The following is a 25645-nucleotide window of genomic DNA, read 5'->3' on the forward strand; positions in this document are numbered from 1 at the left end:
TAAATGGGTGTCCTGGAACGTCTCACCCGCCTGGTTCGATCGAACATCAACGACCTCATCGCTCGGGCCGAAAACCCCGAGAAGATGCTGATCCAGATCATCGAGGACATGCGCCGCCAGCTCGCCCAGGCGAAGCAGGAGGTGGCGGTCGCGATCGCCGACGAGCGCAAGCTGCGCGCCCAGTTCGAGGAGACGCGCGGCCAGGCGACGGAGTGGGAGCGCCGGGCTCGGCTCGCCATCCGCGAGGGCCGCGACGACCTGGCCCGGCAGGCGCTCGTGCGCGGACAGGACCACGCGCAGCACGCGCGCGAACTCGAGGAGCAGTGGCGGAAGCACCGCGCCGAGACGGACAAACTCAAGGACTCGCTGCGGCAGCTGAACGCCAAGATCGAGGAGGCGAAGCGCAAGAAGAACCTCCTCATCGCGAAGCAGAAGCGCGCCGAGGCCCAGAAGCGCATCCACGACACGATGCAGGGGCTGCAGGACAAGAGCGCCTTCCGCGCCTTCGACCAGATGACCGAGAAGATCGAGGAGGCGGAGCGCCGCGCCCTGGCGAGCGCCGAGGTCACCGAGGAACTCACCGGCGACACGCTGCTGGGCGAGTTCGCGGCGCTCGAGGCCGGCGGCGACGCGGCGGTCGAGGACAAGCTGCTCGCCATGAAGGCCTCCATGGGCCTCCTCGCCGCCGGCGAGCCGGCTGAAGAGGTGAAGGCCCTCGGCGCCGGCTCCGAGTCCGACAAGGAGATCCCGGAGGCCGAACTCCTCGATCTGCTGGACGCCGACGCCGACGCCGGGAACGACGCCGACGCCGGGAACGACGCCGACGCCGGGGCGAGTGACATGGAGCGCGCCGGCGGCTCATGAGCGCAGCGGGTTCCGAGGGGGAGCGCGCCTCCTCGTCCCGGGGCCGCCCGTCGTCCCGGGGCCGCCCGTCGTCCCGCGGCCGCTTGTCGTCCCGGGAGCGCCTCTCCTCCTCGCGGATCACCATCCTCAGCGAGGGCGCGTTCGGCATCGAGACGGCGAAGACCGCCGCCTCCGCCGTCCGCTACCAGCCCGAGCGCGTCACCTCGGTGATCGAATCCCGCTTCGCCGGGCGCACCGTGGGCGAGACGCTCGGCTTCGGCGGCGACATCCCCATCGTGGCCACGTTCGAGGAGGCGCTCGCGCACGAGCCGCGCCCGGAGGCGCTCCTCGTCGGGATCGCGCCCCAGGGCGGACGCCTGCCCGACGCGTGGCGGGCCGTGCTCGTGGCGGCGCTGGAGGCGGGGCTCGACATCATCAGCGGCCTGCACTTGTTCTTCTGCGACGACCCGGAACTGGCCGCGCTCGCCGAGCAGCGCGGCTGCACCCTGTTCGATCTCCGCAAGCCGCCGGACGACCTTCCGGTGGGCACGGGCCGCGCCATGCGGACGGAGGCGTTCCGGGTGCTGACCGTCGGCACCGACTGCAACACCGGCAAGATGACGGTCTCGCTGGAACTGCAGCGCGCGCTCGCCGCGCGCGGCGTGCGTGCGGCCTTCGCGGCCACCGGCCAGACGGGGATCCTCATCGCCGGCAGGGGCATCGCCGTGGACGCGGTGGTCTCGGACTTCATCTCGGGCGCCGCCGAGTGTCTCACGCTGGAAGCCGCCGCTGACGGCGGGAGCGCCCCGGACGGCGGCGGGGCGGAGATCGTGCTCGTCGAAGGCCAGGGGTCGCTCATGCACCCCGGCTACTCCGGCGTCACGCTGGGCCTGCTGCACGGCACGCTGCCGCAGGCGATGATCCTCACCTGGATGCCGAGCCGCCCGCGCATCTACGGCGGCAACCACGGCTGGGTCGAGCTTCCGGATCTCGACGAGATCATCCGCCGCTACGAGGGCGCCCTCGCCTGGGCCTGTCCGGACGTCCCCGGCCGCGTGATCGGCGTCTCCCTCGCGACCTACGACATCTCCGAGGAGGAGGCCCGCGCGGCCGTCCGCCACGCGCGCGAGGTCACCGGCCTCCCCGCCACCGACCCCATCCGCTTCGGCGCCGCCCCCCTGGCCGACGCGATCATCGAGGCCCGGGACGCCGCCGCCGGCCCCTCCTGACTGGCCACCCTCAGAGCGCCGCACCCCCCCGCGCACCGCGGCACCTCGCCCTGCCAGCGACCTGATGAGGCGCCGTTGATGGGCTCCCTTATCATGTGCGTGACTCGAAGGCTGTCTGCCTCCTTTGAAACGCGAAACCGTTGCTTCTCGTCGGATCTCGCCCGTAGACTCGTGGTGTCAGAGGGTCCACTCCGGGTTTTGGGCTCCATAACCTCAACGGCTGCGCGCCTTACTGGATGCTTGGAACCCAGCGAACCTCTCCACAGGTGCAGGGTGTCACCCAATAGAGAAGGGGGCTCATGAAAGGGGAACCGTGCCGACGCCCGATGTGATGAGGGAGTGGATTGAGGGCTTCGGGTTCGCGGCGAAGCCGGTGGATGTGGAATCTCCTGACGAGTGGGGATTCCTGCTATCGGACACGGAGACGGAGCACGCTGCTCTTGTCGCGTTCCGGGGCGAGCCTTTTGCCCAACTCTCTCTCCAGGCCGGTGTCGAGGTGTCACGCGAGGCACTGGAGGAAAAAGGCAGCGGAGCAATCGGAGGCAAAGCACGCACCGTGTTTCTTCTGGACCTGCGGCTGCGGTTGCTCCTTGTACGGGCAGTGACGTCCCGGTTCGCGGTCAAGCCTGCGGAAGGCGGAGGATTCGAGAGGATCCAGATCATGTTCGAGACTCGGTTGGTGGATGATCAGATTTCGCGGGCGAGCTTCTACGAGCGGTACACGGCGATCCAGTCCGCCGTCGTGACGGCGTGGACGATGTTCGACAAGATCGGTGCGCGAGGAGAGTGGTCATGACGCCAGCCCTGGCTCAGTACGACGGCAGGTCCACCTTGACCGGTGCGCCGCCGTTTGGTGCGCCACCTTTCCCGGTGGCGATCTGGAGCCCTCGCCCCGCGAACCGCGGCCAGCGCGAACGGCAGGCCATCCGAACCTGGCAGGCCAGCCGTGACGCGGTGCAATCCAATGCGACTGAGCAGGCCGGCAGGTTGCAACGTTTCATGCTTCGGCTGCGGTTTCAGAAGGAGCTTGACGAGTGCGGGGAGCCAGGCTGGATCGATGACGCGGTACCCACTGATCCGGAGACGATCCCTCTGGCCCTTGATGTCGCGGAGCAGTGCCCTCTCGATGATCTCGGCGACCCTTACTGCTCGTTCGATCCCGATACCGGCGACGCGCTTCTGGAGTGGCGGTTCGCTCGTCGAAGGGTCCTTATCCTCACGATCAACTCACAGAGAAAGCTCGGCTACGCGGCGCTCGTAGGTGACAACTCCTACTCTGGAACGGAGCCCTTCGCGGGCGAGCTTCCGGCCACGGTCATGCGGATCTTGCAGGAGCTTTCCGCTCAACCGTGAGCCTCTCCATAACCCGGCTCTCCTTCAACAAGGGAGAGCTCAAGACGGTCGCCGGTGAGACCGTCGCCACTTGGCGGCTTTTTCGACCGGACAGGTCTGGCGCGGTTTCCGTGTTCCGAATCGACGGGTTGGATGAGCAAGGAATATGGGGCCACGCCGACGAATACTTCGACCGTGTGAACCAAACCATGCGTGGACGCGGCGACTTTGCGGAGTCGGATATCGAGGGCACAGACCTGACGTTCACGCTCGATGAGACCCCGCCGCGACACGGTGAGATTACAGGCTGGCCGGAACGAGGCACCCCGCTGCATAAGGAAGTCGCAGAAAACCTCGCTTCGGAGTGCAAGGGCGTGTTACGGCCCGAACAGAGCGGCTAAAGATCCAGCATCGCCTCGGACCAGAAGTCGTGCAGGGTCAGATCGAGATGTCTGTTGCCGGCCAGGAAACCGCCTCCCGCGCCGCGCGCCGGTTCGCCCGTGCCGGCGAACGCGCGGGCGATCGCCTCTCCGCCCCGGATCGCCTCGTCGAGCGCAGGATCGTCGCACGAGGGGAGGGGGCCGAAGGTGCCGCCGGCCTCCCGCACGATGAGCGCGCCCGCAGCCACGTCCCACGGCATGAGCCAGTGCTCCCAGAAGCCGTCGAGGCGGCCGCAGGCCAGATCGCACAGGTCGAGCGCCGCGGCCCCGGCGCGCCGCACGCCGCTCGTCGCCTCGCCGGCACCGGCATCGCCGTGGACGCGGTGGTCTCCGACTTCATCTCCGGCGCCGCCGAGCGCCTCACGCTGGAAGCCGCCTCGGCCGCCGGGAGCGCCTCGGACTCCGGCGGCGCCTCGGACTCCGGCGGCGCCTCGGACGCCGGCGAGGCGGAGATCGTGCTCGTCGAAGGCCAGGGGTCGCTCATGCACCCCGGCTACTCCGGCGTCACGCTGAGCCTGCTGCACGGCACGCTGCCGCAGGCGATGATCCTCACCTGGATGCCGAGCCGCCCCCGCATCTACGGCGGCAACCACGGCTGGGTCGAGATTCCGGATCTCGACGAGGTCATCCGCCGCTACGAGGGCGCCCTCGCCTGGGCCTGTCCGGACATCCCCGGCCGCGTGATCGGCGTCTCCCTCGCGACCTACGACATCTCCGAGGAAGAGGCACGCGCCGCCGTCCGCCACGCGCGCGAGGTCACCGGCCTCCCCGCCACCGACCCCATCCGCTTCGGCGCCGCCCCCCTGGCCGACGCGATCATCCAGGCCCGGGACGCCGCTATTGCCGCCTCTTGAAGGCTTCCGGCAAAGCGCCGCACCCTCCCGTGCGCCGCAGGGCCTCGCCCCCTCAGCGACCCATGAGGCACCGTTGACGTGATCCCTCATCCTTGGCGTGGTCGCGGCATCGTGAGATCGGGACCCCGCGATGAGCCAGCCGCCCCATATTGAACTCCAGCCGCCGCAAGAGGACGGACGCCATGCCGTACAACGAATTACGCTTGGGGTGCGCACAAGACATGACGGCATCTTGGGAACTTGAGACCCGTTGCTTCTCGTCGGATCTTCTCCCTAGACTTGCGGTATCACGAGTCCACTTCGGGGGAAGAACGAAGGGACTTGCCACTGACAGGAGTAGAGCCGATGCGACAGCGCAGCATCGTGGGTAGTGACGATGGGTCGCGGGTATCGGAATTCAAGCCGGAGGACGCTTCCCGAATCGCTGGAGCCGTCCATCAGGCCCTAGCAGAAACGTTCAATCCACCCCTTAGAACGCCGCCGCCCGGCTTCCCCGTTCAGCATTTCATGCGGACGTTGCTGGATGCAGCTGACGAGCTCGGCGTCGAGCTCTCCCGGGAGGAGATCCTCGAGATCCTCGAGATGGCATTGCGACGGCACACGAGCATGATCATCGGTGATCAGATCCGGGGCGTCCTCGGTGAGTCATTCAAGCAGCACGAATTGCTCTCCGAGCATCTGGTAACGCCGTGAGCGACGAATCCGGAAGGAACGAGGAGGTCGCAAACCCGTCCGGTGGTCATGAAGTCGAAGCGACCGGCGCAAGGAGCTTGTCCTCGAACGGGGATCGTCTCGACGAACTGTTCAAGTTTGTTCAGCGCACGTCACCGCCCCAATATCCGCAGGTGCCCGACATCTCCAGAGTCCTGGAGCGGAGCACATCGAACAATCGATTGAACTGACGGACAAGGCGAACGAGCGATTCTTCAATGATCGCCGCGACCGGCGCCGCGTCTGGACAAGGTTCGGAGCCCTGACGCTCGTATCTGGCGTCGCCGTGATTCTCGTGCTGATCTTCACGGGCAACACGGATCTCATTCGGTACCTCTTCGAGCAGATAGTCCCTCTCGCTACGGGTGTGATCGGTGGCGGAGGGGGGCTCGCGCTAATCATCAACTGGAACAGACTGCGGGAAAACTAAAGTCAGCTCTCCGCAGCCCTAGCCGCGGCGTCTCCCTCGATCAGCGCCTCGGACCAGAGTTCGCGCAGGATGGGCTCGAGGCGACCGTTCCCGGCCAGGAAGCCGCCCCCCATCTCGCGGGTCAGGTCGGCCTTGCCGGCGAACGCGTGGCAGATCTCCTCGCCTCCCAGCACCGCCTCGAAGAGCGCCAGGTCGATGGAGGAGGGGACGGGCCCGAAGGTGCCGCCGGCCTCCCGCACGATGAGCGCGCCCGCAGCCACGTCCCACGGCATGAGCCAGTGCTCCCAGAAGCCGTCGAGGCGGCCGCAGGCCAGATCGCACAGGTCGAGCGCCGCGGCCCCGGCGCGCCGCACGCCGCTCGTGTTCCGCAGCATCATGCCGAGCGAGGCCAGATAGCCCGGCAGCAGATCCAGCTTCCTGAGCGGGAAGCCTGTTCCGAGGAGTGCGAGTCCGATGTCCTCGACCGGCGACACCTCGATCGGCTCGCCGTCGAGCGTCGCTCCGCCGCCGCGCCGGGCCACGAACTCCTCCCCGTTGCCCGAGTTCACGACGACGCCCGTGCGCAGGCCGCGGCGGTCCAGGGTCGCGATCGACACGCCGTAGCAGGGGTAGCCGTGCAGCCAGTTCGTCGTCCCGTCCAGCGGATCGATGACCCACATGACCGGCCCGTCCGGACCGATCCACTCGCCGGCCCTCAGATCACGCGGGTCGTCCTCCGCCATGATGATGTGGTGCGGGAACCGCTTGCGTACGAGATCGACGATGATCCCCGCCGACTCAAAGTCGACGGTCGTGACGAAGTCGCACGTCCCCTTGTCGAGAGCGTCGCCGGGAACGAGCGTCCCCTGCATGGCCCGCTGAAAGAGCGCCACCCCCCGCGCCGCCTCGAGACTCGTCTCGATGAGCGCGTGGTCCAGTTCGGGGTCGTGCTCGGGGTCGCGTGCCGTCTTGCGATCGGAATCTCTGGAATGTGACGGCAAGTCGGGACTTCCTTTCAGGGATCGCGGCCAGGGTCGCGCGTCGCGGGACGCCAGGCGATACTACGCGCACCATGAATCAGCGCAAGCGAGTCTTCAGCGGAATCCAGCCCACCGGCGAGGCGCACCTCGGAAACTACCTCGGCGTGTTCCGGCGCTGGGCGCGCATGGTCGACGAGTACGATTGCTTCTATTGCATCGTCGATCTGCACGCGATCACGCGCGAGTACGAGCGCGAGGATCTCCTGCGCCGCGTGTTCGATCTCACCGTGTCGCTCGTGGCCTCGGGGATCGATCCGGAACGCTGCACGCTGTTCGCGCAGTCTCACGTTCACTATCACAGCGAACTCTCCTGGCTCTTCAACACGGTCACCCCGGTGGGCGACCTGGGACGGATGACGCAGTTCAAGGAGAAGTCCGCCGGGCGGCAGTCGGTGAACGCGGGACTCTTCAACTATCCGGTGCTGCAGGCCGCGGACATCCTCCTCTACCGCGCCGATTACGTCCCGGTGGGAGAGGACCAGCGCCAGCACCTCGAGTTGTCGCGGGAGATCGCGCGCCGCTGGAACGCGCGCTTCGGCGACTTCTTCCCGGAACCGGAGACGCTGGTCGGCACGGGGAGCCGCGTCCGCGGCCTCGACGGCGTGGCGAAGATGTCGAAGTCGAAGGACAACACCGTGCGCATGATCGCCGAGCCGGACGAACTGTGGGCGCGGCTGCGCACGGCGGTGACGGACCCGGCGCGCGTGCGGAAGGACGATCCCGGCAACCCGCACGTGTGCAACGTGTTCGCGCTGCACGAGTTCTTCACGGACCCGGCGGCGCGCGAGGAGATCGAGATCCGCTGTCAGACGGCCGGCATCGGCTGCGTCGCCTGCAAGCGCATGCTGACCGACAACGTGGCCGAGGACCTCGCCCCGGTGCGCGCCCGCGCCGCCGAACTGCGCGCGAACCCGGCACGCGTCCTCGAGATTCTCGCGGCGGGAGCGGAGCGCGCCCGCGCCGAAGCCGCCCGCACGATGGAGGTCGTCCGCGACCGCATGGGCGTCGGCGCCGCCACCCTGGATGGAGACCTGGCTCGCCTGACGGGTGCCGCGGGCGCCGCCGCGGAGTCCGCCGGAGCCTGAATGCGCCGCTTCGTCATCTGGATGTTCGCGCCGGAGACCCCCCACTGGTCGATGCCGTCGTGGTCATCCGAACGGATCCTCGAGGCGCTCGACCCCGAGTGGGAGATCGAGTCCATCCGCATCGCGCTCGAAGCCTCGGGCGACGGCGCGCGGGTGACGCCGCCCGAACTGCTCGAGGCGGTCGCGGACGCCGAGGTCTACTGCGGGTGGGGGATCCGCCGCGACGTCTTCCTCGCCGCGCGCCGGCTGCGCTGGTTCCACTCGGGAGCGGCGGGGGCGCGGAACTCGCTCTTTCGCGAGATGCGCGAGAGCGACGTCATCTTCACGAACTCGGCGGGCATGTACGCGGACTCGCTCGCCGACCACGCCCTGGCCGGCATCCTGTACTTCGCCCGCGGCCTGGACGTGGCGGTGCGGGCGCAGCGCCGGCGCGAGTGGGTCCAGACCGCGCTGAACTCGCCACGCAGCCCGCTGCACGCCCTGCCCCCGGCGGGCGAAGTGGCCGGGGCCTCGCTCGGCATCATCGGCTACGGCGGCATCGGATCGGCGCTCGGCCGCCGCGCCCACGCCCTCGGCATGCGAGTTCAGGCCATTCGCCGAAGGGTCGGCGCCAGGCCCCCCGAGCTCGACCGCCTCGAGGCACCGGACTTCCTCCCGACCCTCCTCGAAACCTCCGACTACGTCGCGCTCACGGCCCCCGAGACGCCCGACACCCGGGGCCTCCTCGGTGCCGCGGAATTCGCCCGCATGCGGCCGGGGGCCGTCCTCATCAACCTCTCGCGCGGCACGCTGGTGGACGAACGGGCGCTCGTCCGGGCGCTCGAGGCCCGCCGCCTGCGCGGGGCGATGCTGGATGTGTTCGAGAAGGAACCGCTCCCCGCCGGCCATCCTCTGTGGGGACTCGAGAACGTCCTCGTCACCCCGCATGTGGGCGGCACCTCCGCCCGCTTCTGGGAGCGCGAGACGCATCTGATCGTCCGCAACATCGCCCGCTATCAGGCCGGCCAACCGCTCGAAAACCGGGTAGACAAGGCGCGCGGCTACTGAGTGAGGTGCCCGCTCACGTTCCCGCGGGAACGCCGGGGACCCCGGAAGACGTTTCCGCGGAAACGTCCCCGCAAGAAAACGTTCCCGCGGGAACGCCAGTGCCATCGCCTTGAAGCGCCCCTCACCTGGTATCACATTGAGCCTCGCCCGGAGGTTGGTGTCGAGCCACTCCGCCTGAGCCGCGGCACTCCCGGCAACGTTCCCGCGGGAACGTCCACGACCCTGAAAGCGGCGCCCGCCCGGCGCTGGAACTGACTTGGAAGAACTCATGATAAATCTCGCCGGTGTACATCCGCCCGTGACCACGCCCTTCGCCGAAGACGGCGGGGTCGCCCTGGAGGCGTACGACGCGAACCTGAGGGAGTGGCTCTCGCACCACGTCGCCGGCATCGTCGTGGCCGGTTCGACCGGGGAGGCGCCCCTCCTCAGCCGCCGCGAACTCGGCGCGCTGGTCGAGGCCACTGCCGCGCGAATCGGCGACCGCACGCTCACCGTCGGTACCGGGGCGGAGTCCACGCGCGAAGTAGTCGCCGTGACCCGGGAGGTGGCCGCGCTCGGCGCGCACGCCGTCCTCGTGCGCTCTCCGTCCTACTACCTGAAGGCGATGCAGCCGGGGGTGGTGCGCGATCACTTCCTCGCGGTGGCGGACGCGTCGCCCGTGCCCGTCATCCTCTATCACATCCCCCAGTTCGTGCCGGTACACCTCACGCCGGATCTCGTGGGACGGCTCGTCGAGCACCCCAACATCATCGGGATCAAGGATTCCTCCGGAGATCTCAGGAACCTCGGCGCTCTCGTCGAGGCGTGCGGCCGCAACGCGCAGGTGCTCGTGGGCTCGGGGGCGCTGCTCTACGCCGCGCTGGAGGCGGGGGCGGTCGGCGGCATCCTCGGCGTGGCCGTGATCGCGACGCGCTCCTCGTGCGCGCTGTACGACGCGTGGCGGGAGGGCGACCACGCCCGCGCCGGCGCCATGCAGGAGAGGATCGGTCCGCTCCACAAGACGGTCGTCGCGGGAAGCGGGATCGCCGGGGTCAAGGCCGCCCTCGACCGCCTCGGCCTGTACGGCGGCTCCCCGCGCAGCCCGCTGCAGCCGGCCGACGCCGCGAAGCTGGCGGTCGTCGATGGCGCCCTCGAAGCCGCCGCCCTCGGCGTCTCCGCCTGAGCCTCGCGACGTTCCGCTCGCGGGCGGGGAGGGATAAGTTTCAGGCGGGACGATCCCCCTCCGGGAACCGCGGGTCCGCGGACCTCACCGACCCCGATGCACAACTGATCCTGTACGGATCCACAACGGAGAGACGCGTGTTCAGCGACGATGTGCGCTGCCTGGTGGTCGTGGGCGCGCAGTGGGGAGACGAAGGGAAGGGGAAGATCGTGGACGTGCTCGCGGAGCAGGCCACGATCGTGGCGCGCTACCAGGGTGGCGCCAACGCGGGGCACACGGTTCGGGTCGGCGAGGGCGCTGACGAGGACGAGTTCATCCTCCACCTCATCCCTTCGGGGATCCTGAATCCGGACGCTCGCTGCCTCCTCGGGAACGGCGTGGTGCTGGATCCGTGGGTACTCGCGCGGGAGATGGATACGCTCCGCGAGCGGGGGATCGATCTCGACGGGCGGCTGGGCGTATGCCGGCGGGCGCACCTCGTCCTCCCCTATCACCGGCTGCTCGACGCGGCGCAGGAGGACAGTCGGGGCGCGGCGAAGATCGGGACGACGGGGAGGGGAATCGGCCCCGCGTACCGGGACAAGGTCGCCCGCACGGGGCTGCGCGTCGGGGATCTGCGGGACCTGGACCGCACGCATGAGATCGTCAGCGGGGCTGCGGCGCGCGCCAACTTCACGCTCGCGGGACTCGGGGACGAGCGGCGGGTGGACGCGGACGACGTGATGTCGCGGCTCGAGGCGGTGCGCCCGGAGATCGTGGGGCTCTCGACGGACGCGGGGGAGGAGATCCGCGCCGGGCTCGCGGCGGGCGGACGGGTGTTGCTGGAGGGAGCGCAGGGCGCGCTGCTCGACGTGGACCATGGGACGTATCCGTTCGTGACCTCTTCGACCACGACGGCGGGCGGCGCCGCCTCGGGGGTCGGGATCGGTCCGACGCTGATCGACGGGGTGCTCGGCGTCGTCAAGGCGTACATCACGCGCGTGGGGGCGGGCCCGCTCCCGACGGAACTGGCCGCGGCGGAGGCCGAACGCCTGCGGCGGCTCGGCGGCGAGTTCGGCGCCACGACCGGGCGGCCACGCCGGCCGGGCTGGTTCGACACCAGCGTGGCGCGTCATGCGGCCGGCGTGAACGGCCTCACCAGCCTCGCGGTCACGAAGCTGGACGTCCTCGACACCTTCGAGACGATCCACCTCTCAACGGGCTATGAATGCGACGGCGCGCCCGTCACGTCGTTCCCGGATTCGGTCGCGGACCTCGCCCGCGTGACCCCCGTCTACGAGCGGTGGCCGGGCTGGGCCACGGACACGACGGGCTGCCGGACCTTCGCGGACCTCCCGGGCGCGGCGCGCCGCTACCTCGCTCGCCTCGAGGAAGTATGCGCCACCCCGATCCGGTTCGTGGGCGTCGGCGCCGCCCGCCGCGAGACGATCGCTCTCCCCACCGGCGCCGCCAACTGAACGCGGCCGCGGTCGGGCTTGGCTTCCAGTACGTGATCGCGTGCTTGGCTCACAAGCGGAATACGACGATCCCCGCATAGTCGGCGGGCGGATACGTTCGAATGTGAATCTCACGCTGTCTCGCTAGCGAGACAGCGTTACAACCCGTTCCCTGGCCAATTCCGCAGCGTAGTAAACAGCCGCCTGGATGGTTTGGCGCGTTACGGATGGGTAACTACGGGTAATCTCCTCGTGATCCAGACCGGGGGCCAAGTTGTCGAGGACCGTAGTTACCAGCACACGCGTCCCCGCAATGCAGGTTTTCCCGTGGCACACATCGGGATCGACGGTGATGTGGTCTCGCCAGTGCATGGTCTTCGCCCTCGAGCCGTTCCGGTCAGGGTAGGGAACCATGCCATGCCGTGCCGGGTGTCGCAACCATGCGTCGTTGCCTGGGGTGGACGAAACCCCTAAACTTCGCGGCTGTTTACGGATCGGGTGCGGGCGCTTCCCGCGGCTTCTCGACACGCGAATGGAGAACCTCCCATCGCGTGTTTTTGATGCCCGGCGGCCCCCGGGGCCGTCCGACGGGTCCGATGGGTCTTCTGAGAGCGGTGGATGTTCGAACGTCTGGGTGACCGTCTCGACGCCGTGCTGAAGCGGTTTCGTCAACGCGGCGTCATCACGGAAAAGATGCTGGACGAGGGGCTGCGCGAGGTGCGGCGCGCCCTGCTCGAAGCGGACGTCAACTTCCGGGTCGCGCGCGACTTCCTCGAGAGGGTGAGGACGCGGGCCCTCGGCGAGGACGTGCTGAAGTCGGTCCGCCCGGGCGATCAGATCGTGAAGATCGTGCACGACGAACTGGTCGCGCTCCTGGGCGAGGCGGTGCCGGAGCCGTTCGAGGCCGCCGTGCCGCCCACGGTGATCATGCTCGTGGGACTGCAGGGGTCGGGGAAGACGACGACCGCGGCGAAGCTGGGCTGGCGCCTCGCCAAGGAGGGACGGGGACGGCGGCCCGCGCTCGTCGCGTGCGACCCGTATCGCCCGGCCGCCGCGGACCAGTTGGAGACGCTGGCCGAGCGGACCGGCGTCCCGCTCCTGGCGCGCCCGAGCGGGACGGACATGGCGGAGTTGGCGAGCGGCGCGCTGGACGAGGCGCGCAGAGGCGGCGTCACGCACCTGCTGCTCGACATGGCGGGCCGGCTGCAGGCCGACGAAGCGCTGATGGACGAACTCCGCCGCGTGAAGGCGGCGGTGGGACCGCACGAGGTCCTCCTCGTGGCGGACGGAATGACCGGGCAGGAAGCGGTCCGCATCGCCGAGGGCTTCCACGCGGCGGTGGGCCTCACCGGGGTCGTCCTCACGAAGATGGACGGCGACGCGCGCGGCGGGGCGGCGCTCTCGATCTACGGCGTGCTCGGGGTCCCGATCCGTTACGTGGGGACGGGCGAACGCCCGGAGGATCTGACGCTCTTCGATCCGGAGCGAATGGCGGGGCGAATCCTCCGGATGGGGGACATCGTCGGCCTCGTCGAGCGCGCGCAGCAGACGGTCGACCTCGGCGAGACGGAGCGGCTGCGGAAGAAGCTGCTGGCGCGGAAGGGAGGGTTCGACCTCGGGGATTTCCTCGTGTCGATCCAGCAGATCCAGAAGATGGGACCCCTCAAGGGTCTCCTGAAGATGATGCCGGGGATCGACGCGCGGATGCTGGACCAGGCGGACGTCGACCCTCGACGGGTGAGGCACCTGGAGGCGATCATCCTCTCGATGACGCCGGAGGAGCGGCGCCGGCCGCAGATCCTCGACGGGTCGCGGCGGAAGCGGGTCGCGAAGGGGTCGGGACGTCCCCTGCGGGAAGTGAACCGTCTCCTGAAGCAGTTCCGCGAGATGCGGAAGATGATGAAACAGATGGGCAAGCTCATGCCGCACATGCAGCAGCAGATGCAGGAGCGGATGCTGGGAGGCGGCGGGCCCGGAGACTTCGGCCGGCTGATCGGCTGAATCGGAGAACAGAATGGCGACAACAATCAGACTCAAGCGGGTGGGCGCGAAGAAGGCGGCCTCGTACCGCATCATCGTGACGGACCAGCGCGAAGGGACGTCGGGGCCCTCGATCGAGCGGCTCGGACTCTACAACCCGCGCACGGAGCCTTCGCTGGTGCGGATCAACGCCGCGCGCACGCTGCACTGGCTCAACGAGGGGGCGAAGCCGAGCGACACGGTGCGTTCGCTGCTCCGGAAGACGGGCCTGTGGCAGCAGTTCCACGACGGCGTGGACCCGGCGTCGCTCGAAACCGCGATCGTGGAGATCGGACCGCCGCCCGGCCGGCGCGGCACGTCGCAGCGCCCCATGCCGAAGCCGGAAGCCCCCCCGGAGCCGGAAGCCGAAGCGAAGCCGGAGGCGGATCCGAAGGCCGAGGCGGCGGCGGACGGCGACGCGGCAGATGGCGACGCGGCAGATGGCGACGCGGCAGACGGCGACGACTCGGACGACTGACGCCGGGCCGCACGCCCCCGACGGTGCCGTGGCGACCTCCGATCCTCCCGTGATCGTGGCCCGGATCGTCCGGGCCCACGGGATGCGCGGCGGGCTGCTCCTCGAGGCGGAAACCGACTACGCCGAGGCGCTCTTCCGGCCGGGCCGGCGGCTCCGCCTCGTCAGCGAAACACCTGCGCGAGCGGGCGAACGGGTCGCGCCCCCAGCGGCCGGCCCCGAGGCGCTCACCCTCGAGACCGCGCGGCCCCACTCGGGACGCTGGCTCGTCACGGTCCCCGAGGTGGCGGACCGCACCGCCGCCGAGTCGCTGCGCGGCGCGCACCTCGGTGTCCCGCGCGAGGAGTTGCCGGATCTGCCGGACGGCGGCTACCTCCTGCACGACCTGGTCGGCATGTCCGTGCGCGAGGGGGGCGAGACGATCGGGACGATTCGCGAGGTCTACGACCAGCCGGGCGGGCCGCTCCTGGCGCTGGACGTGGCCGGACGCGAACGGCTGATCCCCTTCCAGGCCGACTTCGTGGTGGAAATGGACATCGACGCGCGCGTCCTTCACATGACGCTCCCGGCCGGCCTGCTCGACATCTGATTCCGAATCTGATTGCGATGCGCATCAACGTCATCACGATCTTCCCGGAATACCTCGAGGGTCCGCTGGGACTCTCGATCCCGGGACGCGCCCGCGAGGCGGGGCTCGTCAACTACCGTCTCATCGACCTCAGGGAATACGCGACGGACCGCCACCGGACGACGGATGACGAACCCTTCGGCGGCGGCGGCGGGATGGTCATGAAGCCGGAGCCGTTCGACGCGGCGCTCGGCGCGCTCGAGGGCCCGGGGCGTGTGGTCTCACTCTCCCCTCGCGGATGTCCATTCGACCACCGGACCGCGGTCCGCTTCGCGCTCGAGTCCGACCTCACGCTCCTCTGCGGGCGCTACAAGGGGATCGACGAACGCGTCACGGAGAAGTGGGTCGACGAGGAGGTCTCGATCGGCGACTACGTCCTCAGCGGGGGCGAGCCGGCCGCGCTCGTCGTCATCGACGCCGTGGTGCGTCTCCTCCCCGGGGCGCTCGGCGACCACGATTCGGCCGCCTCCGACTCCTTCTACGAGGGCCTGCTCTCCGCTCCCTCGTACACCCGGCCCGCCGAGCACGACGGCCGATCGGCGCCGGGCGTGCTCCGGTCGGGCGACCACTCGCGCATCGAAGCCTGGCGGGCCTGGCGGGCCGACCGCGCCACCCGCCACCGCCGCCCCGACCTCCTCGATCTCGACGCGGCTGACTGACCTGACTATACTAGAGAGCTGCGGCCGCAGACCGTCACGCCGCCGCGACCCTCCCGTGACACGAGTTCGACACAAGAGTCGGACAAGAGAGAAACAAGGATAGACGAACGATGGATCCCAGGATCGCCGAGATCGAGGAGGGATACAAGCGCTCCGACCTTCCGGCGTTCGCGCCGGGGGACACGGTGCGCGTCCGCGTGCGGGTGAAGGAAGGCACGAAGGAGCGCGTGCAGCCGTTCGAGGGCGTGTGCATCGCCCGCCGAGGGGCGGGGATGAACGCGACCTTCACGCTGCGCCGGATCTCCGGGGGCGTCGGCGTCGAGCGCATCTTCCCGCTCCACTCGCCGTGGATCGTCGGCCTCGAGGTCGTCCGCCGGGGCGACGTGCGGCGCGCCAAGCTCTACTACCTGCGCCAGCGCCGCGGCAAGCGGGCCCGGGTGCCCGAGCGGAAGTGGTGGCTCGACAAGAAGGAGAGCTGACGGGTCCTCCCCGCCCGCGTGCTCCCGCCCCGTCCGCGCCGCTGGACTACGAGGAGCGGGGCTGGTCCGCGGGCTGCCGCGTGGTGGTCGGGATCGATGAGGTCGGTCTCGGCCCGGTGGCCGGCCCGGTCGTCGTGGGAGCGGTCGCCCTCCACCCCGGCCAGCAGTTCGAGGGATGCACGGACAGCAAGCTGGTCCCCCCGGCCCGCCGCGAGAAACTGGCCCTCCGCATCCGCGCCGAGTGCCTCGCCTGGCGCGTCGCCGCCGCCTCCACCCGCGAGATCGAGCGCCTGAACGTCCGCGCCGCGACCATCGTCGCCATGCGCCGCGCGCTCGACCGCCTGCCGGTCGAGGCGGACCTCGTCCTCGTCGACGGCAACCCCGTCCCCGAACTCGGCGAGCACCGCTCCATCGTCGGCGGAGACCGGGCCTCGCATTCCATCGCCTGCGCCTCGATCCTCGCGAAGGTCACGCGCGACCGCCTCATGCGGCGCCTGGACGCGCGCTACCCGCTCTACGGCTGGGCCTCGAACAAGGGATATCGGACGCGACACCACATGGAGGCGATCCGCCGGCACGGCCCGACGCCGCACCACAGGGTCACCTTTCGGGGCGTCCTCCAGACGGAATTCGACTTGGACCGAGAGCCGCCGCCGTAACCGAAGTTCTCAGCGGCACCGGCATCGCGGGGCGCGCTCCGGCGCTCGCGTCGCCCTCGTACCAGCTCGCCATGACGGTCTCGGCCGCCTTTCCCTGCGGCGAATAGTCCGTCGCGATCCACTCCGCCGACGGCGTCCCCGCATACCACTTCCAGGCGAACCCGCCCGCGAACCAGGGCCGGTCCCACCACACCCGGAACAGCGCCTCGTAGGCCGCCGCCTGCGCCGCCCCGTTCGAGGGCAGTCCCCGCGCCCGTCGTCCCTCCGGCAACTCCCACTGGCGGCCCGCCGCCCCGTCCACGCTGCGGTATCCGAACTCGGCGAACAGGATCGGCTTGCCCGTGGTCCGGGCCACTTCTCGCAGTTCGTCGCTCCACGGTTCCCACGCTTCGACCAGCATCTCCACCGCGGGCGTCGGCTCGTCGACGAGCGGGAAGTACGCGTCCACTCCCACGAGATCCAGCGCGTCCCAGAACTCGATCCGCGCGTACTGGTCCCAGTTCGCCGCGTAGGTGAGCCGTCCGCCGTAGATCGCCCGCACCTCGGCGATGAGTGCGCGCCAGTAGTCCGGACGCGCGAGCGCCACGAGGTCCACCTCGGTGCCCACGCTCATCATCTCCACATCCATGGAGTCCGCGACCTCGGCGAAACGGAGGATGTACTCGCGGTAGTCGGAGAGGAACGTCTCCCACTGCTCGGATGTGCGCGGCTCGAACTCGCCCGGCCAGCCCTGGCCCCGCACCCAGAGGTGGGGTTTGAGGAGGACGGAGAGCCCGCTGCCTCGGGCGTATTCGATCGTCTTCGCGACGCCGCCCGCCGTCTCGCCCCAGAACTGGCGCTCGCGGTCGAAGGCGACGCGGGGATCTGCGGGATCCACGAAGGCGTAGGGGATGACGGCGACCCAGTCCGCCCCCGCCGCCGCGGCGGACTGGAGAGCGTCGGATGCCATCTCACGGCGCGGGGCGGAGAAGGACACGCCCCGGATCCGGTCCTCGGGTCGGACGGAGACGTCCGGGACCGTGGGCTCGCGAAGGCCCGCCGACCGGCCTGCCGACCGGCCCGCCGCGGCGGCGTCGGCCCCCGCTCCAATGGAACCGCACCCCGCCGAGACCACCATGGCGAGGACCGCGGCCGCAACCACGAAGCCGGATCCCCTCGCCGCGAATCTTGTCGTTCTCATCTATACCATCGTGCCTGAAGGCACCGAGAATCTCAACACGCTCACCGCCCCACGCTCACCGTCTCCCGTACGAGCTCCGCCCCGCGCCGGGTTCAGGCCTTGAGCGAACCTCGCGCCCCGAGTCTCTTGTGCGCATGAGTCAGGAACCCTTCGACTTCGACGGTGCCTACGGCGACGCCTACGAGCGGCTCGCCCGCACCGCTATACCCGGCTACCTGAGCTCGTTCCGCCAGGCGCTCGCCCTCCTGCAGGGACGCCTCGGCCCCCGCGCGCGGTTGCTCGTCGTCGGTGCCGGCACCGGGATCGAGATCGTCACCTTCAAGAGGGCCGAACCGGGGTGGCGGCTGACCGGCGTCGATCTCTCCGCCCAGATGCTCGACACCGCCGAGCACCGGGTGCGCGAGGCCGGCGTCGAGGCCGGCGTCACCCTCATCCACGGGACGGTGGACGACCTCGCCGAGAACGACTTCGACGCGGTCACCTGTTTCAACGTGATGCATTTCCTCCCCGACGACGGCGCCAAGCAGGCTCTGCTGCGCGGCATCTCGAATCGCCTCGCGCCGGGCGCCCCCTTCGTCCTCTTCGAACTCCACGGGGATCGCGCCGCCCCCGACTTCGACGAACTGTTCACCGCCTGGAGCCGCTACTGGGAGATCCAGGGGATGGGAGGCCCCGAGCGGGTCGAGTTCCGCGCCAGGATCGACGCGGGCATCCACTGGGCCTCCGAACCCCGCATCCGCGAACTGATGGCCCGGGCGGGATTCAAGGACGTGCGGCGCTACTTCCGCTCTCTCCTCTACGGAGGCTGGATCGCGCGCCGTGCGCGGTAGCGACGTTCCCGCGGGAACGTCTTCTTCGGCCAGTTGCCCAACTGGCGGGGTTCCCGCGGGAACGTTTCTCGGGCGAAGCCGGTCCCACGCGTGGCGCGTGGCGGCCGCGTGCCTGGTGTTGGCGTGCGGCGGCGAAATGGGGCCGCCGGGCGTCGACGAGCCGCGTGTCGCCTCGGTGGAGGTCGTCCCCGGCGTGGCCCTCATCGTGGGAGAGGGTGGGGAAGCGACGTTTTCGACCATCGCCCGCGCCGGCAACGGGGCGGTTGTGACCCGTACGCCCCGGTGGTCCGTGGAAGATCCCGGCGTCGCCGCAGTCGCGCCCCGGGCTGCCGTGGGCGGCCCATCGATCGCGGTGGTCGAGGCCGTGGGCGCCGGCGTGACCCTGGTCGTCGCGACGATCGACGGGGTTCGGGGCGGCGCGCGGCTTGAAGTTTTCGTCCCCGAGGAGGTCGTCCGGTTCGAACCGGGACGGAGCTACTTCGGCCGCAACGGCTACGTCGAGTACGTCCCCGGAGGCCTCCCGGTGATTCTGTCGGCGCCACACGGCGGAGGGCTGACCCCGGTCGAGATCCCCGATCGTCGGTTCGGAACCCACGTCACGGACCTCAACACCGTGGAACTCACGCTCGCCCTGGGCGGGGCCCTGCTCGACCTCACGGGGCGCGCGCCGCACGTCATCCTCTCCCACCTTCGCCGGACGAAACTCGACCCGAACCGGGAGATCGGGGAGGCCGCCGAGGCCAACCCGTTCGCGGAGCAGGCGTGGCGCGAGTTCCAGGGCTGGATCGAGTCGGCCCGCACCGCCGTGGCGGCGGATTTCGGGGCGGGACTGTATCTGGACATGCACGGCCACGCGCACGACATGGACCGAATCGAACTGGGATACCTGCTCACGGCCGACGAACTGAACCAGCCGGACGCGGCGCTCGAGGGCGCGGGGGTCGCCGCGCGCACGAGCATCCGCGCCCTGGGGCGGACCTCGCCGCTTCCCTTCTCGCGGCTCCTGCGGGGCTCCACCTCCTTCGGGGGTTTGCTCGAGGCGGAAGGGGTCGCGTCGGTGCCGAGCCCCGGCGACCCCTCCCCCGGCGACGCGCCCTACTTCACCGGAGGCTACAATACGCGGGAACACGGGTCGCTCACGGAGGATGAGGTGATCAGCGGCATACAGCTCGAGCACCACTTCCCGGGGCTGCGGGACACGCCCGCGAGCCAGCGAGCCTACGCGGCCCGGGTCGCCCGCGTAATCCGGCGCTTCATGCTGGAGCACTACGGGGGCCTCGGGGGTACGAGCGGACCATGAACGGGACAGAGCGAGGGAAACGATCCAGGCTCGTGCCGGCGGTGGCGCTGGCGTTGGCCGCAGCGGGGTGCAGGACGCTCGAGGCCGACATCTTGCCGCAGGAGCGACCGCCGCCTCAGGAGTCGATGGTGCTCCTCGTGTCGGGAGGGGTCCGGGACGGCGAGATCGTCCTCGGGCCGGCCTTCGCCTACGAGGGGGCGGTCCGGCTGCCCGAGGAGCCGGGGCCGTATCGGATGAGGGGACTGGACGCGGAGGGGGACACGCTATTCTCCGTGAGCCTCACGCCGAGCGAAACCAGCGAGGGGGGGAGCGGCTTCACCGTCGCGATCCCCTTCGATCCCGCGTGGACCGAGGCGCTGGACCGGATCGAACTGCGCGGCCCGGAGGGCGTGGCCACACTGGATCGGTCGGACGGGGGGCGGGCGATGCTGGTCCGCGACCGCGTCACCGGACAGGTGCGCGCCATCCTGCGCGACCACTCCGGCGGGCTTCCGCCGGGGTTGGCGGCGGACAGCGCGTCCCTCGACATCATCCTGGGACTGCCGCGTCCGCCGCCGCGTCCCCCGGCGCGTCCCCCGGGCTGAACCGCGAGGTGAACACCCCGGGCGATCGTGTTAGCTTCGCCTGCCGGCCGGGTAGCTCAGTTGGTAGAGCAACGGACTTTTAATCCGCAGGTCGTGGGTTCGACCCCCACCCCGGTCATTGCCGGCACGCCCAACTCTAGTTCCAGCGGTATCCGAGACGGGCGTAGTAGAAGCCGCCGTTGGAGCCGAACGGTGATCCCGGACCGTAGCGGTTGCCCGAGAACGTGGCCCCGGGATTCTCCTCGGGATAGTGGTTGAGGGCGTTCTGCCCGCCGGCGGAGAGGGTCAGCGACTCGTTGATCGACCAGGACGCATCGAGATCGAGGAGCGTCTCGCCGGGATACGAGTAGTCGTCCCGGGCGTCGAACCAGCCGGCGTAGTAGCTCACCCGCGCCATCAGCCCCAGCCGCCCGAGCGCGTGCTTGCCCGTAAGGAGCCAGCGGGTCGCCGGGAGCGCTTCCTCGAGCTGGCGGATCCGCGTGTCGTCCACCTTCTCCGGATCGAACTGCGTGACGCGCGTGTCCGTGTGGTTGAAGGCGAAGCTGATCGACGTGCCGCCCCCGAGGGCGGGCGGCGCGTAGGTGGCGACGACGTCGACGCCCTGCGTGCGCGTGCTGAAGTCGTTCGTGAAGAAGCGGAACTCCTGCAGGTTCCGCGCGCTCACGATGCCTTCCTCGACGAGCCGGGTCTGCTCGTCCGGCGTGAGATTGAAGCGCTGCGTCAACGCGATCCGGTCCGACAGGGCGACGCGAAAATAGTCGGCCGTCAGGTGGAAGGCCCCGCCGCCGCCCAGCACGGCGCCGAACGCGAAGTTGCGCGACTTCTCGGCGTCGAGCGGGACCCCGCCCCGCAACGCGGCGACTCTCGATGTGGAGGGGATCGTGCCGCTGTTCACGAGGTCCCCGAGTTCGCGGTCGAACAGCGTCGACACGTTGAAGGCGTTCTGCTGGCCGGGCGTGGGCGCCCGGAAGCCCGTGCTCACGTTGCCCCGGAGCGCGAGTGCGCGGGTGAGCCCGTAGCGGCCGGCGAGCTTCCCGTTCAGCGTCGACCCGAAGTCCTCGAAGTCCTCGAGCCGGAGGGCGCCGCCCAGCGTCCAGCGGTCGTTCCGGTAATCCCGGAGTTCGGCGTCCGCGTAGAAGGCGGTGTTCGTGCGGTGCCAGTCGCCGGCCGCGATCGGGCTGAAGCCGGGAAAGCCGTTCGAGCCCGCGCCGAACCCCTGGGCCGCGAGCGGGCCCAGCGTCCACGACGCCTGGTCGCCGAGTCCGACCGTGAAGTGCTCGTCCCGCCACTCCACGCCCGCCGCGAGGTCGAGGAGGTCGCTCACGGTGTAGGCCGCGTCGACGTGCAGGTCGATTTCCACCTGCCGGTACAGCCCCGGGTCGAACTCGGTCGGCGTGTCCGGGCCCAGCGAGGCGTTCACCGTGTTGAAGATGAAGAAGTCGACCTCGTGGCGGCCCCAGTTGCCGCTCACATCCCAGTGGAGGCGCCCGGCCTGGCCCTCGACGCCGGCGACGAGCGACGCGTCCGTCACATCCCCCCCGAATTGGGGGGTGAAGCCGCCCGGGAACCGTTTCTGGAAGGTGAAGCAGTTCGGGTCCGCCAACACGCGTTCGAGGGCGGTGGGGTCCGGCAGCCCGCTCGTGACCCGGACCTCGGGACAGCCGGCGGAGCCGTCGAGGACCCCGTCCTGCGCGTCGAGCAGGTCGCCGATCAGAAGCGTCTCGCCCCCGTCGAGGCTGAACACGCCGCTCCGGGTGTTCGGGTTGCGGAAGAAGAAGCCCCCCGTCACCTGCTGGCTGGCGTAGTTGGTGTGGGCGTAGACCTTCGTGTTGCCGCCGAGGAAGTAGCCGAAGTTGCCCCACAGCTTGAGGTCGTCCTCTATCTCCGGCGCGCCCCAGATCTGCGCCGGATCGCGCACATGCGTGTTCCCCGCCGCGGCGAGGACCTCGGCGTCCGTTCGCTGCACGCTGCGGCTCGTCGAGTTCGAGCGGCCGTACTCGGCGCTCAGGTTCGCGAACCCGGTCGGGCCGAGGGGGAGGCCGGTGTTGCCGGAGATCGTGTAGCCCTCGCCGCCGCCGTCGGCGAACCCGCCGCTCCGCACCTCGAGCGCGCCGCCGGAACGCGCGTCCTTGAGGTGGAAGTTCATCACGCCGGCGATCGCGTCGGACCCGTACTGCGCCGAGGCCCCGTCGCGCAGCACCTCGACCTGCCTGAGCGCGATCGCCGGGATGCTGGACAGGTCCGGCCCCTGCGCCCCGTCCGAGACCCCGTTGCCGATCCAGGTGATGACCGCCGCCCGGTGCCGCCGCTTCCCGTTCACGAGCACGAGCGTGTGGTCGGGCGCCAGCCCCCTGAGGTTCGCCGGCCGGATGATCTTCGCCCCGTCCCCGGACGCCTGAGGGTTGATGTTGTAGGAGGGGATCGTCGTCCTCAGGAGGTCGCCGATGTCGGTGTCCCCCTGGTCCATCAGCTCCGACGGGGCGATGGCGTCGATCGGGACCATCGATTCCGTCGCCGTGCGCGGGCGCGAGCGGCTGCCGACCGCGACGAGTCCCGCCACCGAGATGACCGTCTGCGCGAGCGGCACCTCGAGCGTCACGACCTCGCCGTCGAGGATCGTGGTCTCGCGTCGCTCGATGCCGTAGCCGAGGAGGCGCACCTCCACCTCGAGCGGGCCGGGCGGGAGGTTCGCGATGTGGAAGTGGCCCTCCACGTCGGTGATCCCGCCGTAGCCGAGCCCCGGCAGCGAGATCTGAGCCCGCGGCAGCCCCCCTCCGCTCGTCGCGTCCTGCACGATGACGTCGAGCCCGCCCTGCCCGAGGAGCGGTGCGGGACTCGCCCCCAGCGCCAGAGCCGAGACGAAGACGGCGTTGAAGAAGATGCCGGGGGGTCGGCGCATGTCAGTCCTCCTTCGGCGGTGCGGAGAGCAGGTCGCGCGTCCACGCGGCGATGTGCTCCATCTGGCGCTCGCGTTCACTCGCCCAGCGCGGCAGGCGGAGAGAGGCGGCAACCAGGGCCGCCACCCCGCCCAGCCCGAACATGGCGGGCATGATCATCGGAGCCCCCGCCTTTCCGTCGGCGATCAGGACGATGGAGAGGAAGCCCGCCATCCCGAGTCCGGTGGCTCCCATGATGATCATCCCCACCGTCTCCTCTCTCTTGGCCGTCCCCAAGCGGAGGCGGTGGCCATCCTTCGTCTGTTCCAGCACGGCGTGGAGGTTCCCGTTGTTCCACTCGCGGATGCCGCCCTCGGCCCGGACCTCGCCCTTCGCGTCGAAGGTCGTCCGCAGCTCCGAGACAAGGAACTGCCACTCGCGCGCCGTGGCCTCGCGGGGCAGGTCGACGATGCGGCCGGCCGTAGTCGGGAGGCCCAGCAGCTTCCGGCGCGGGAGGATCTCCGGCGCGGCATCGAGCGCGGCGGCCGCCCGCGCGACGCGGTCGGGGGAGAGGCCGGCCTCCCGGCCGATAGCCTGCAGCGCTTCCAGCGTGAGCCCCTCGTCCCCGCGATCCGGCTCATGGACGGGGACGAGAGAGATCTCCTCGCCCGCCCGGGAGGCGCGCGCGAAGATCTCCCTCACCTCTTCTTCCCCGTACCTGCGCTCGGTCATCCGGGACTCTCTCCGGTTCGCTCCTCCACCCGGCGATGGGACCGCGACGGCACCGCCAGCGGACCGCGACGGGACGTCGAGAGATGACACGCGGGAGGGAGGGGCGCAACTTGTCATCCGTCTCTTCGGCGCGACTCGATGGGAAGGAGCCCGATGTGAAGGTCACCAGGTGGCTGGCGGGACTCGCGGCGGCGACGCTGCTCGTCTTCCCCGCAACCCTCGAAGGACAGCGCGCGTTCGGGGTCAAGGGCGGGGTGACCTTCGCGGACGCCGACTTCTACGACGCGTTCACCTCGCGTCACCGGGCGCGCACGGCCGCGGGCGGGTTCGCGACGTTCCCGATCTCGCACCGGGTCGATGTCCAGCTCGAGGTGCTCTACATGCACAGGGGCTTCGCGACGGACGGGGAGTACCAGGACGGTTCGACCACGCGGATGACGTACCTGGACTTCCCCGTCATGCTCAGGCTGCGGATGACCCGCAACCCGACGGGCGTGCGCCCGTTCCTCAGCGGTGGCGGCTACTGGGCGCACGAGGTGGGCTGCCGAACCAGCGGGGGCGTGTCCCAGCACGAGCAGAGCGACAGCTGCGAGGGCCGCTTCATGCGGCGCGGGGTGGCGGATGTCGGGCTCATCGTCGGCCTCGGCCTCGAGGCCACGGTGTCCACCGGGTGGTTCGTCCTCCTCGACGCCCGCTACAACTTCGGCGTGCGAAACCTCCACTGGGATCCCGCCTCCGAGGGAGCGAAGGCGCGCAACCTGACGTTCTTCGGAGGGGTCGGGATGCGGCTGGGCGGCTAACGTCGCGGGGCGCCCGCCCGCGGCTAACGGCCGGGCAGCGCCGTGATCGGGAAGGCCTTCACCGCCTCGACGATCCCTTTGGCCGCTCTCTGCGGCGCGTCGAGGATCACCCTTCGGTCGTGCGCGCTCGTGATGAAACCCGTCTCGATGATCAACGCGATCGTCATCGGGTGGAGCGCGTGCTCGTACCGCCGGTAGTTGAAGGCGTAGTAGTTCTGCATGCGGCGGGTCTGTACCGGCAGGTTCCTGAGTCCGGTCGCCGCGCCGTAGGTGTCCCGGAGCAGGCGCGCCGCGTCCTCGGCCCGTCCCGTGGCGTCACGCCGCGGGGAGGTGACCCTGTATCCGGAGGCCGCCGGGCTGTCGCTCCCATCCGCGTGGATCGCGATGAAGAGGTGCGCCCGGTAGCCGGGGGGCACGACGGCGGGGAGGATGTCGACCTCGTAGCCGAGCGCTTCGAGTTGCGCGCCCGCCAGTTCGGCGATGGCGAGGTTCGCCTCCCATTCGGCGGTCCCCCGCCACTGCGTCCCGTTGTAGCGGAGACGCCTGAGTTCGCGCGGGGCCTCGTCGGCGCGCCAGTGCCCGGCCTGGAGTCCGATGCGGATCGGGCCGGCGGGGGCGCCCCACTCCTCGGGGGTGGGGATGGGGCCGGGGTAGCGGTTGTAGTTACGCCACCTGCTCCACCTGTCGCTCGCGTCGTCGGACGCGTCGCGCTCGGTGGCGCGCTGTTCCTGGGCCGCGGCCATGCCGACGCCGGGTCCCACGAACCCGGCTGCGAACAGAACCACGGCGGCCGTGAGTACCGTCAGCTTCAAGTCGAGACCTCCTCGCGAGCGCGG

General features: G+C 70.1%; 27 protein-coding genes, 1 tRNA gene and 1 pseudogene. 22 read left to right on the top strand and 7 right to left on the bottom strand.

Going from position 1 to position 25645, the window contains the following annotated elements; genetic code table 11:
- The first annotated feature begins 3 nt into the window (after window positions 1-3).
- The 5 genes from ACPXY0_RS01520 (at window position 4) to ACPXY0_RS01540 (ending at window position 3805) form a co-directional block, all read left to right on the top strand.
- The gene (locus tag ACPXY0_RS01520) at window positions 4-864 is read left to right on the top strand and encodes a PspA/IM30 family protein (RefSeq protein ID WP_423927803.1); all 861 of its coding nucleotides are present in this window, start codon (window positions 4-6) and stop codon (window positions 862-864) included.
- Window positions 861-2072, top strand: a complete 1212-nt coding sequence (locus ACPXY0_RS01525) for a DUF1611 domain-containing protein (protein ID WP_423927805.1) — start codon at window positions 861-863, stop codon at window positions 2070-2072. The genes ACPXY0_RS01520 and ACPXY0_RS01525 overlap by 4 nt, the downstream gene beginning before the upstream one ends.
- A 313-nt stretch (window positions 2073-2385) precedes the next feature.
- Window positions 2386-2868, top strand: coding sequence for a hypothetical protein (locus ACPXY0_RS01530; protein WP_423927807.1), 483 nt, complete (start codon window positions 2386-2388; stop codon window positions 2866-2868).
- Window positions 2865-3425, top strand: a complete 561-nt coding sequence (locus tag ACPXY0_RS01535) for a hypothetical protein (RefSeq protein ID WP_423927809.1) — start codon at window positions 2865-2867, stop codon at window positions 3423-3425. Before ACPXY0_RS01530 ends, ACPXY0_RS01535 begins: the two co-directional genes overlap by 4 nt.
- Window positions 3422-3805, top strand: a complete 384-nt coding sequence (locus tag ACPXY0_RS01540; protein ID WP_423927811.1) for a hypothetical protein — start codon at window positions 3422-3424, stop codon at window positions 3803-3805. The genes ACPXY0_RS01535 and ACPXY0_RS01540 overlap by 4 nt, the downstream gene beginning before the upstream one ends.
- Here ACPXY0_RS01540 and ACPXY0_RS01545 read toward each other — a convergent pair.
- A pseudogene (locus tag ACPXY0_RS01545) lies at window positions 3802-4134 on the bottom strand (inositol monophosphatase family protein); the annotation flags it as partial. The gene ACPXY0_RS01540 and the pseudogene ACPXY0_RS01545 overlap by 4 nt on opposite strands.
- Window positions 4135-4158: 24 nt before the next feature.
- Here ACPXY0_RS01545 and ACPXY0_RS01550 point away from each other — a divergent pair.
- Complete coding sequence (locus tag ACPXY0_RS01550) at window positions 4159-4698, top strand: DUF1611 domain-containing protein (protein WP_423927813.1); 540 nt, start codon at window positions 4159-4161, stop codon at window positions 4696-4698.
- Window positions 4699-5043: 345 nt separating this feature from the next.
- Window positions 5044-5391: a hypothetical protein gene (locus ACPXY0_RS01555; protein WP_423927815.1), complete on the top strand. Its 348-nt coding sequence runs from the start codon at window positions 5044-5046 to the stop codon at window positions 5389-5391.
- A gap of 450 nt (window positions 5392-5841) precedes the next feature.
- On the opposite strand, the gene ACPXY0_RS01560 is transcribed toward ACPXY0_RS01555, so the two are convergent.
- Window positions 5842-6819 (bottom strand): inositol monophosphatase family protein, encoded by a 978-nt coding sequence (locus ACPXY0_RS01560; RefSeq protein ID WP_423927817.1) that lies wholly within the window; start codon window positions 6817-6819, stop codon window positions 5842-5844.
- A 71-nt stretch (window positions 6820-6890) separates the two neighbouring features.
- Here ACPXY0_RS01560 and trpS point away from each other — a divergent pair, with 71 nt between their 5' ends.
- From trpS to ACPXY0_RS01580, 4 genes are all read left to right on the top strand, one after another.
- The gene (gene trpS / locus ACPXY0_RS01565; RefSeq protein WP_423927819.1) at window positions 6891-7943 is read left to right on the top strand and encodes a tryptophan--tRNA ligase; all 1053 of its coding nucleotides are present in this window, start codon (window positions 6891-6893) and stop codon (window positions 7941-7943) included.
- The gene (locus ACPXY0_RS01570; RefSeq protein ID WP_423927821.1) at window positions 7944-8990 is read left to right on the top strand and encodes a D-2-hydroxyacid dehydrogenase; all 1047 of its coding nucleotides are present in this window, start codon (window positions 7944-7946) and stop codon (window positions 8988-8990) included. It abuts the gene before it with no gap.
- Between the two features lie 268 nt (window positions 8991-9258).
- Window positions 9259-10152 carry a dihydrodipicolinate synthase family protein gene (locus ACPXY0_RS01575; RefSeq protein ID WP_423927823.1) on the top strand — a complete coding sequence of 298 codons (894 nt, stop codon included), beginning with the start codon at window positions 9259-9261 and terminating at the stop codon, window positions 10150-10152.
- A gap of 137 nt (window positions 10153-10289) precedes the next feature.
- Window positions 10290-11609, top strand: a complete 1320-nt coding sequence (locus ACPXY0_RS01580; protein WP_423927825.1) for an adenylosuccinate synthase — start codon at window positions 10290-10292, stop codon at window positions 11607-11609.
- A 123-nt stretch (window positions 11610-11732) separates the two neighbouring features.
- On the opposite strand, the gene ACPXY0_RS01585 is transcribed toward ACPXY0_RS01580, so the two are convergent.
- The gene (locus ACPXY0_RS01585; protein WP_423927827.1) at window positions 11733-12002 is read right to left on the bottom strand and encodes a DUF433 domain-containing protein; all 270 of its coding nucleotides are present in this window, start codon (window positions 12000-12002) and stop codon (window positions 11733-11735) included.
- A 204-nt stretch (window positions 12003-12206) separates the two neighbouring features.
- On the opposite strand from ACPXY0_RS01585, the gene ffh reads away from it, so the two are divergent.
- The 6 genes from ffh to ACPXY0_RS01615 all read left to right on the top strand — a co-directional run bounded on the left by ffh (window position 12207) and on the right by ACPXY0_RS01615 (window position 16507).
- Entirely contained in the window at window positions 12207-13589 is a 1383-nt protein-coding gene (ffh, locus tag ACPXY0_RS01590) for a signal recognition particle protein (RefSeq protein WP_423927829.1), read from the top strand.
- Window positions 13590-13602: 13 nt separating this feature from the next.
- On the top strand, window positions 13603-14085 hold the full coding sequence (gene rpsP, locus ACPXY0_RS01595; protein ID WP_423927831.1) for a 30S ribosomal protein S16: 483 nt from the start codon (window positions 13603-13605) through the stop codon (window positions 14083-14085).
- Window positions 14033-14671, top strand: coding sequence for a ribosome maturation factor RimM (rimM, locus tag ACPXY0_RS01600; protein ID WP_423927833.1), 639 nt, complete (start codon window positions 14033-14035; stop codon window positions 14669-14671). Before rpsP ends, rimM begins: the two co-directional genes overlap by 53 nt.
- Window positions 14672-14688: 17 nt before the next feature.
- Window positions 14689-15369: a tRNA (guanosine(37)-N1)-methyltransferase TrmD gene (gene trmD, locus ACPXY0_RS01605; RefSeq protein WP_423927835.1), complete on the top strand. Its 681-nt coding sequence runs from the start codon at window positions 14689-14691 to the stop codon at window positions 15367-15369.
- Between the two features lie 110 nt (window positions 15370-15479).
- On the top strand, window positions 15480-15848 hold the full coding sequence (rplS, locus tag ACPXY0_RS01610; RefSeq protein ID WP_423927837.1) for a 50S ribosomal protein L19: 369 nt from the start codon (window positions 15480-15482) through the stop codon (window positions 15846-15848).
- A complete protein-coding gene (locus ACPXY0_RS01615; protein ID WP_423927839.1) occupies window positions 15824-16507 on the top strand; it encodes a ribonuclease HII in 684 nt (227 codons plus the stop codon). Before rplS ends, ACPXY0_RS01615 begins: the two co-directional genes overlap by 25 nt.
- Here the strand turns inward: ACPXY0_RS01615 and ACPXY0_RS01620 are convergent.
- Window positions 16449-17687, bottom strand: a complete 1239-nt coding sequence (locus ACPXY0_RS01620; RefSeq protein ID WP_423927841.1) for a glycoside hydrolase family 113 — start codon at window positions 17685-17687, stop codon at window positions 16449-16451. The genes ACPXY0_RS01615 and ACPXY0_RS01620 overlap by 59 nt on opposite strands.
- A 134-nt stretch (window positions 17688-17821) precedes the next feature.
- Between ACPXY0_RS01620 and ACPXY0_RS01625 the strand changes: the two genes are divergently transcribed.
- The 4 genes from ACPXY0_RS01625 to ACPXY0_RS01640 all read left to right on the top strand — a co-directional run bounded on the left by ACPXY0_RS01625 (window position 17822) and on the right by ACPXY0_RS01640 (window position 20519).
- Window positions 17822-18517: a class I SAM-dependent methyltransferase gene (locus ACPXY0_RS01625; protein ID WP_423927843.1), complete on the top strand. Its 696-nt coding sequence runs from the start codon at window positions 17822-17824 to the stop codon at window positions 18515-18517.
- A 97-nt stretch (window positions 18518-18614) separates the two neighbouring features.
- Window positions 18615-19817 carry a hypothetical protein gene (locus tag ACPXY0_RS01630; RefSeq protein WP_423927845.1) on the top strand — a complete coding sequence of 401 codons (1203 nt, stop codon included), beginning with the start codon at window positions 18615-18617 and terminating at the stop codon, window positions 19815-19817.
- Window positions 19814-20401, top strand: a complete 588-nt coding sequence (locus ACPXY0_RS01635) for a hypothetical protein (protein WP_423927847.1) — start codon at window positions 19814-19816, stop codon at window positions 20399-20401. Before ACPXY0_RS01630 ends, ACPXY0_RS01635 begins: the two co-directional genes overlap by 4 nt.
- Before the next feature lie 45 nt (window positions 20402-20446).
- A tRNA-Lys gene (locus ACPXY0_RS01640) sits at window positions 20447-20519 on the top strand.
- Between the two features lie 18 nt (window positions 20520-20537).
- Here ACPXY0_RS01640 and ACPXY0_RS01645 read toward each other — a convergent pair.
- Both ACPXY0_RS01645 and ACPXY0_RS01650 read right to left on the bottom strand, forming a co-directional pair.
- Window positions 20538-23300, bottom strand: a complete 2763-nt coding sequence (locus ACPXY0_RS01645; RefSeq protein ID WP_423927849.1) for a TonB-dependent receptor — start codon at window positions 23298-23300, stop codon at window positions 20538-20540.
- Window position 23301: 1 nt separating this feature from the next.
- Window positions 23302-24009, bottom strand: a complete 708-nt coding sequence (locus ACPXY0_RS01650; RefSeq protein WP_423927851.1) for a hypothetical protein — start codon at window positions 24007-24009, stop codon at window positions 23302-23304.
- A 155-nt stretch (window positions 24010-24164) separates the two neighbouring features.
- On the opposite strand from ACPXY0_RS01650, the gene ACPXY0_RS01655 reads away from it, so the two are divergent.
- The gene (locus ACPXY0_RS01655; protein ID WP_423927853.1) at window positions 24165-24809 is read left to right on the top strand and encodes a porin family protein; all 645 of its coding nucleotides are present in this window, start codon (window positions 24165-24167) and stop codon (window positions 24807-24809) included.
- Window positions 24810-24832: 23 nt separating this feature from the next.
- On the opposite strand, the gene ACPXY0_RS01660 is transcribed toward ACPXY0_RS01655, so the two are convergent.
- Window positions 24833-25621, bottom strand: coding sequence for an N-acetylmuramoyl-L-alanine amidase family protein (locus ACPXY0_RS01660; RefSeq protein ID WP_423927855.1), 789 nt, complete (start codon window positions 25619-25621; stop codon window positions 24833-24835).
- Between the last annotated feature and the right edge of the window lie 24 nt (window positions 25622-25645).

Origin of the sequence: Candidatus Palauibacter sp. (assembly GCF_965237495.1) — a bacterium.
Classification (GTDB): Bacteria; Gemmatimonadota; Gemmatimonadetes; order Palauibacterales; family Palauibacteraceae; genus Palauibacter.

What these genes read in the sequence shown, in the direction of transcription:
- ACPXY0_RS01620 (WP_423927841.1), bottom strand. Translation starts at nt 17,687, where the DNA reads ATGAGAACGACAAGATTCGCGGCGAGGGGATCCGGCTTCGTGGTTGCG.
- rimM (WP_423927833.1), top strand. Translation starts at nt 14,033, where the DNA reads ATGGCGACGCGGCAGATGGCGACGCGGCAGACGGCGACGACTCGGACG.
- ACPXY0_RS01525 (WP_423927805.1), top strand. Translation starts at nt 861, where the DNA reads ATGAGCGCAGCGGGTTCCGAGGGGGAGCGCGCCTCCTCGTCCCGGGGC.
- ACPXY0_RS01650 (WP_423927851.1), bottom strand. Translation starts at nt 24,009, where the DNA reads ATGACCGAGCGCAGGTACGGGGAAGAAGAGGTGAGGGAGATCTTCGCG.
- trmD (WP_423927835.1), top strand. Translation starts at nt 14,689, where the DNA reads ATGCGCATCAACGTCATCACGATCTTCCCGGAATACCTCGAGGGTCCG.
- ACPXY0_RS01535 (WP_423927809.1), top strand. Translation starts at nt 2,865, where the DNA reads ATGACGCCAGCCCTGGCTCAGTACGACGGCAGGTCCACCTTGACCGGT.
- ACPXY0_RS01635 (WP_423927847.1), top strand. Translation starts at nt 19,814, where the DNA reads ATGAACGGGACAGAGCGAGGGAAACGATCCAGGCTCGTGCCGGCGGTG.
- ACPXY0_RS01520 (WP_423927803.1), top strand. Translation starts at nt 4, where the DNA reads ATGGGTGTCCTGGAACGTCTCACCCGCCTGGTTCGATCGAACATCAAC.
- ffh (WP_423927829.1), top strand. Translation starts at nt 12,207, where the DNA reads ATGTTCGAACGTCTGGGTGACCGTCTCGACGCCGTGCTGAAGCGGTTT.
- ACPXY0_RS01625 (WP_423927843.1), top strand. Translation starts at nt 17,822, where the DNA reads ATGAGTCAGGAACCCTTCGACTTCGACGGTGCCTACGGCGACGCCTAC.
- trpS (WP_423927819.1), top strand. Translation starts at nt 6,891, where the DNA reads ATGAATCAGCGCAAGCGAGTCTTCAGCGGAATCCAGCCCACCGGCGAG.
- rplS (WP_423927837.1), top strand. Translation starts at nt 15,480, where the DNA reads ATGGATCCCAGGATCGCCGAGATCGAGGAGGGATACAAGCGCTCCGAC.
- ACPXY0_RS01585 (WP_423927827.1), bottom strand. Translation starts at nt 12,002, where the DNA reads ATGGTTCCCTACCCTGACCGGAACGGCTCGAGGGCGAAGACCATGCAC.
- ACPXY0_RS01645 (WP_423927849.1), bottom strand. Translation starts at nt 23,300, where the DNA reads ATGCGCCGACCCCCCGGCATCTTCTTCAACGCCGTCTTCGTCTCGGCT.
- ACPXY0_RS01570 (WP_423927821.1), top strand. Translation starts at nt 7,944, where the DNA reads ATGCGCCGCTTCGTCATCTGGATGTTCGCGCCGGAGACCCCCCACTGG.
- ACPXY0_RS01555 (WP_423927815.1), top strand. Translation starts at nt 5,044, where the DNA reads ATGCGACAGCGCAGCATCGTGGGTAGTGACGATGGGTCGCGGGTATCG.
- ACPXY0_RS01575 (WP_423927823.1), top strand. Translation starts at nt 9,259, where the DNA reads ATGATAAATCTCGCCGGTGTACATCCGCCCGTGACCACGCCCTTCGCC.
- rpsP (WP_423927831.1), top strand. Translation starts at nt 13,603, where the DNA reads ATGGCGACAACAATCAGACTCAAGCGGGTGGGCGCGAAGAAGGCGGCC.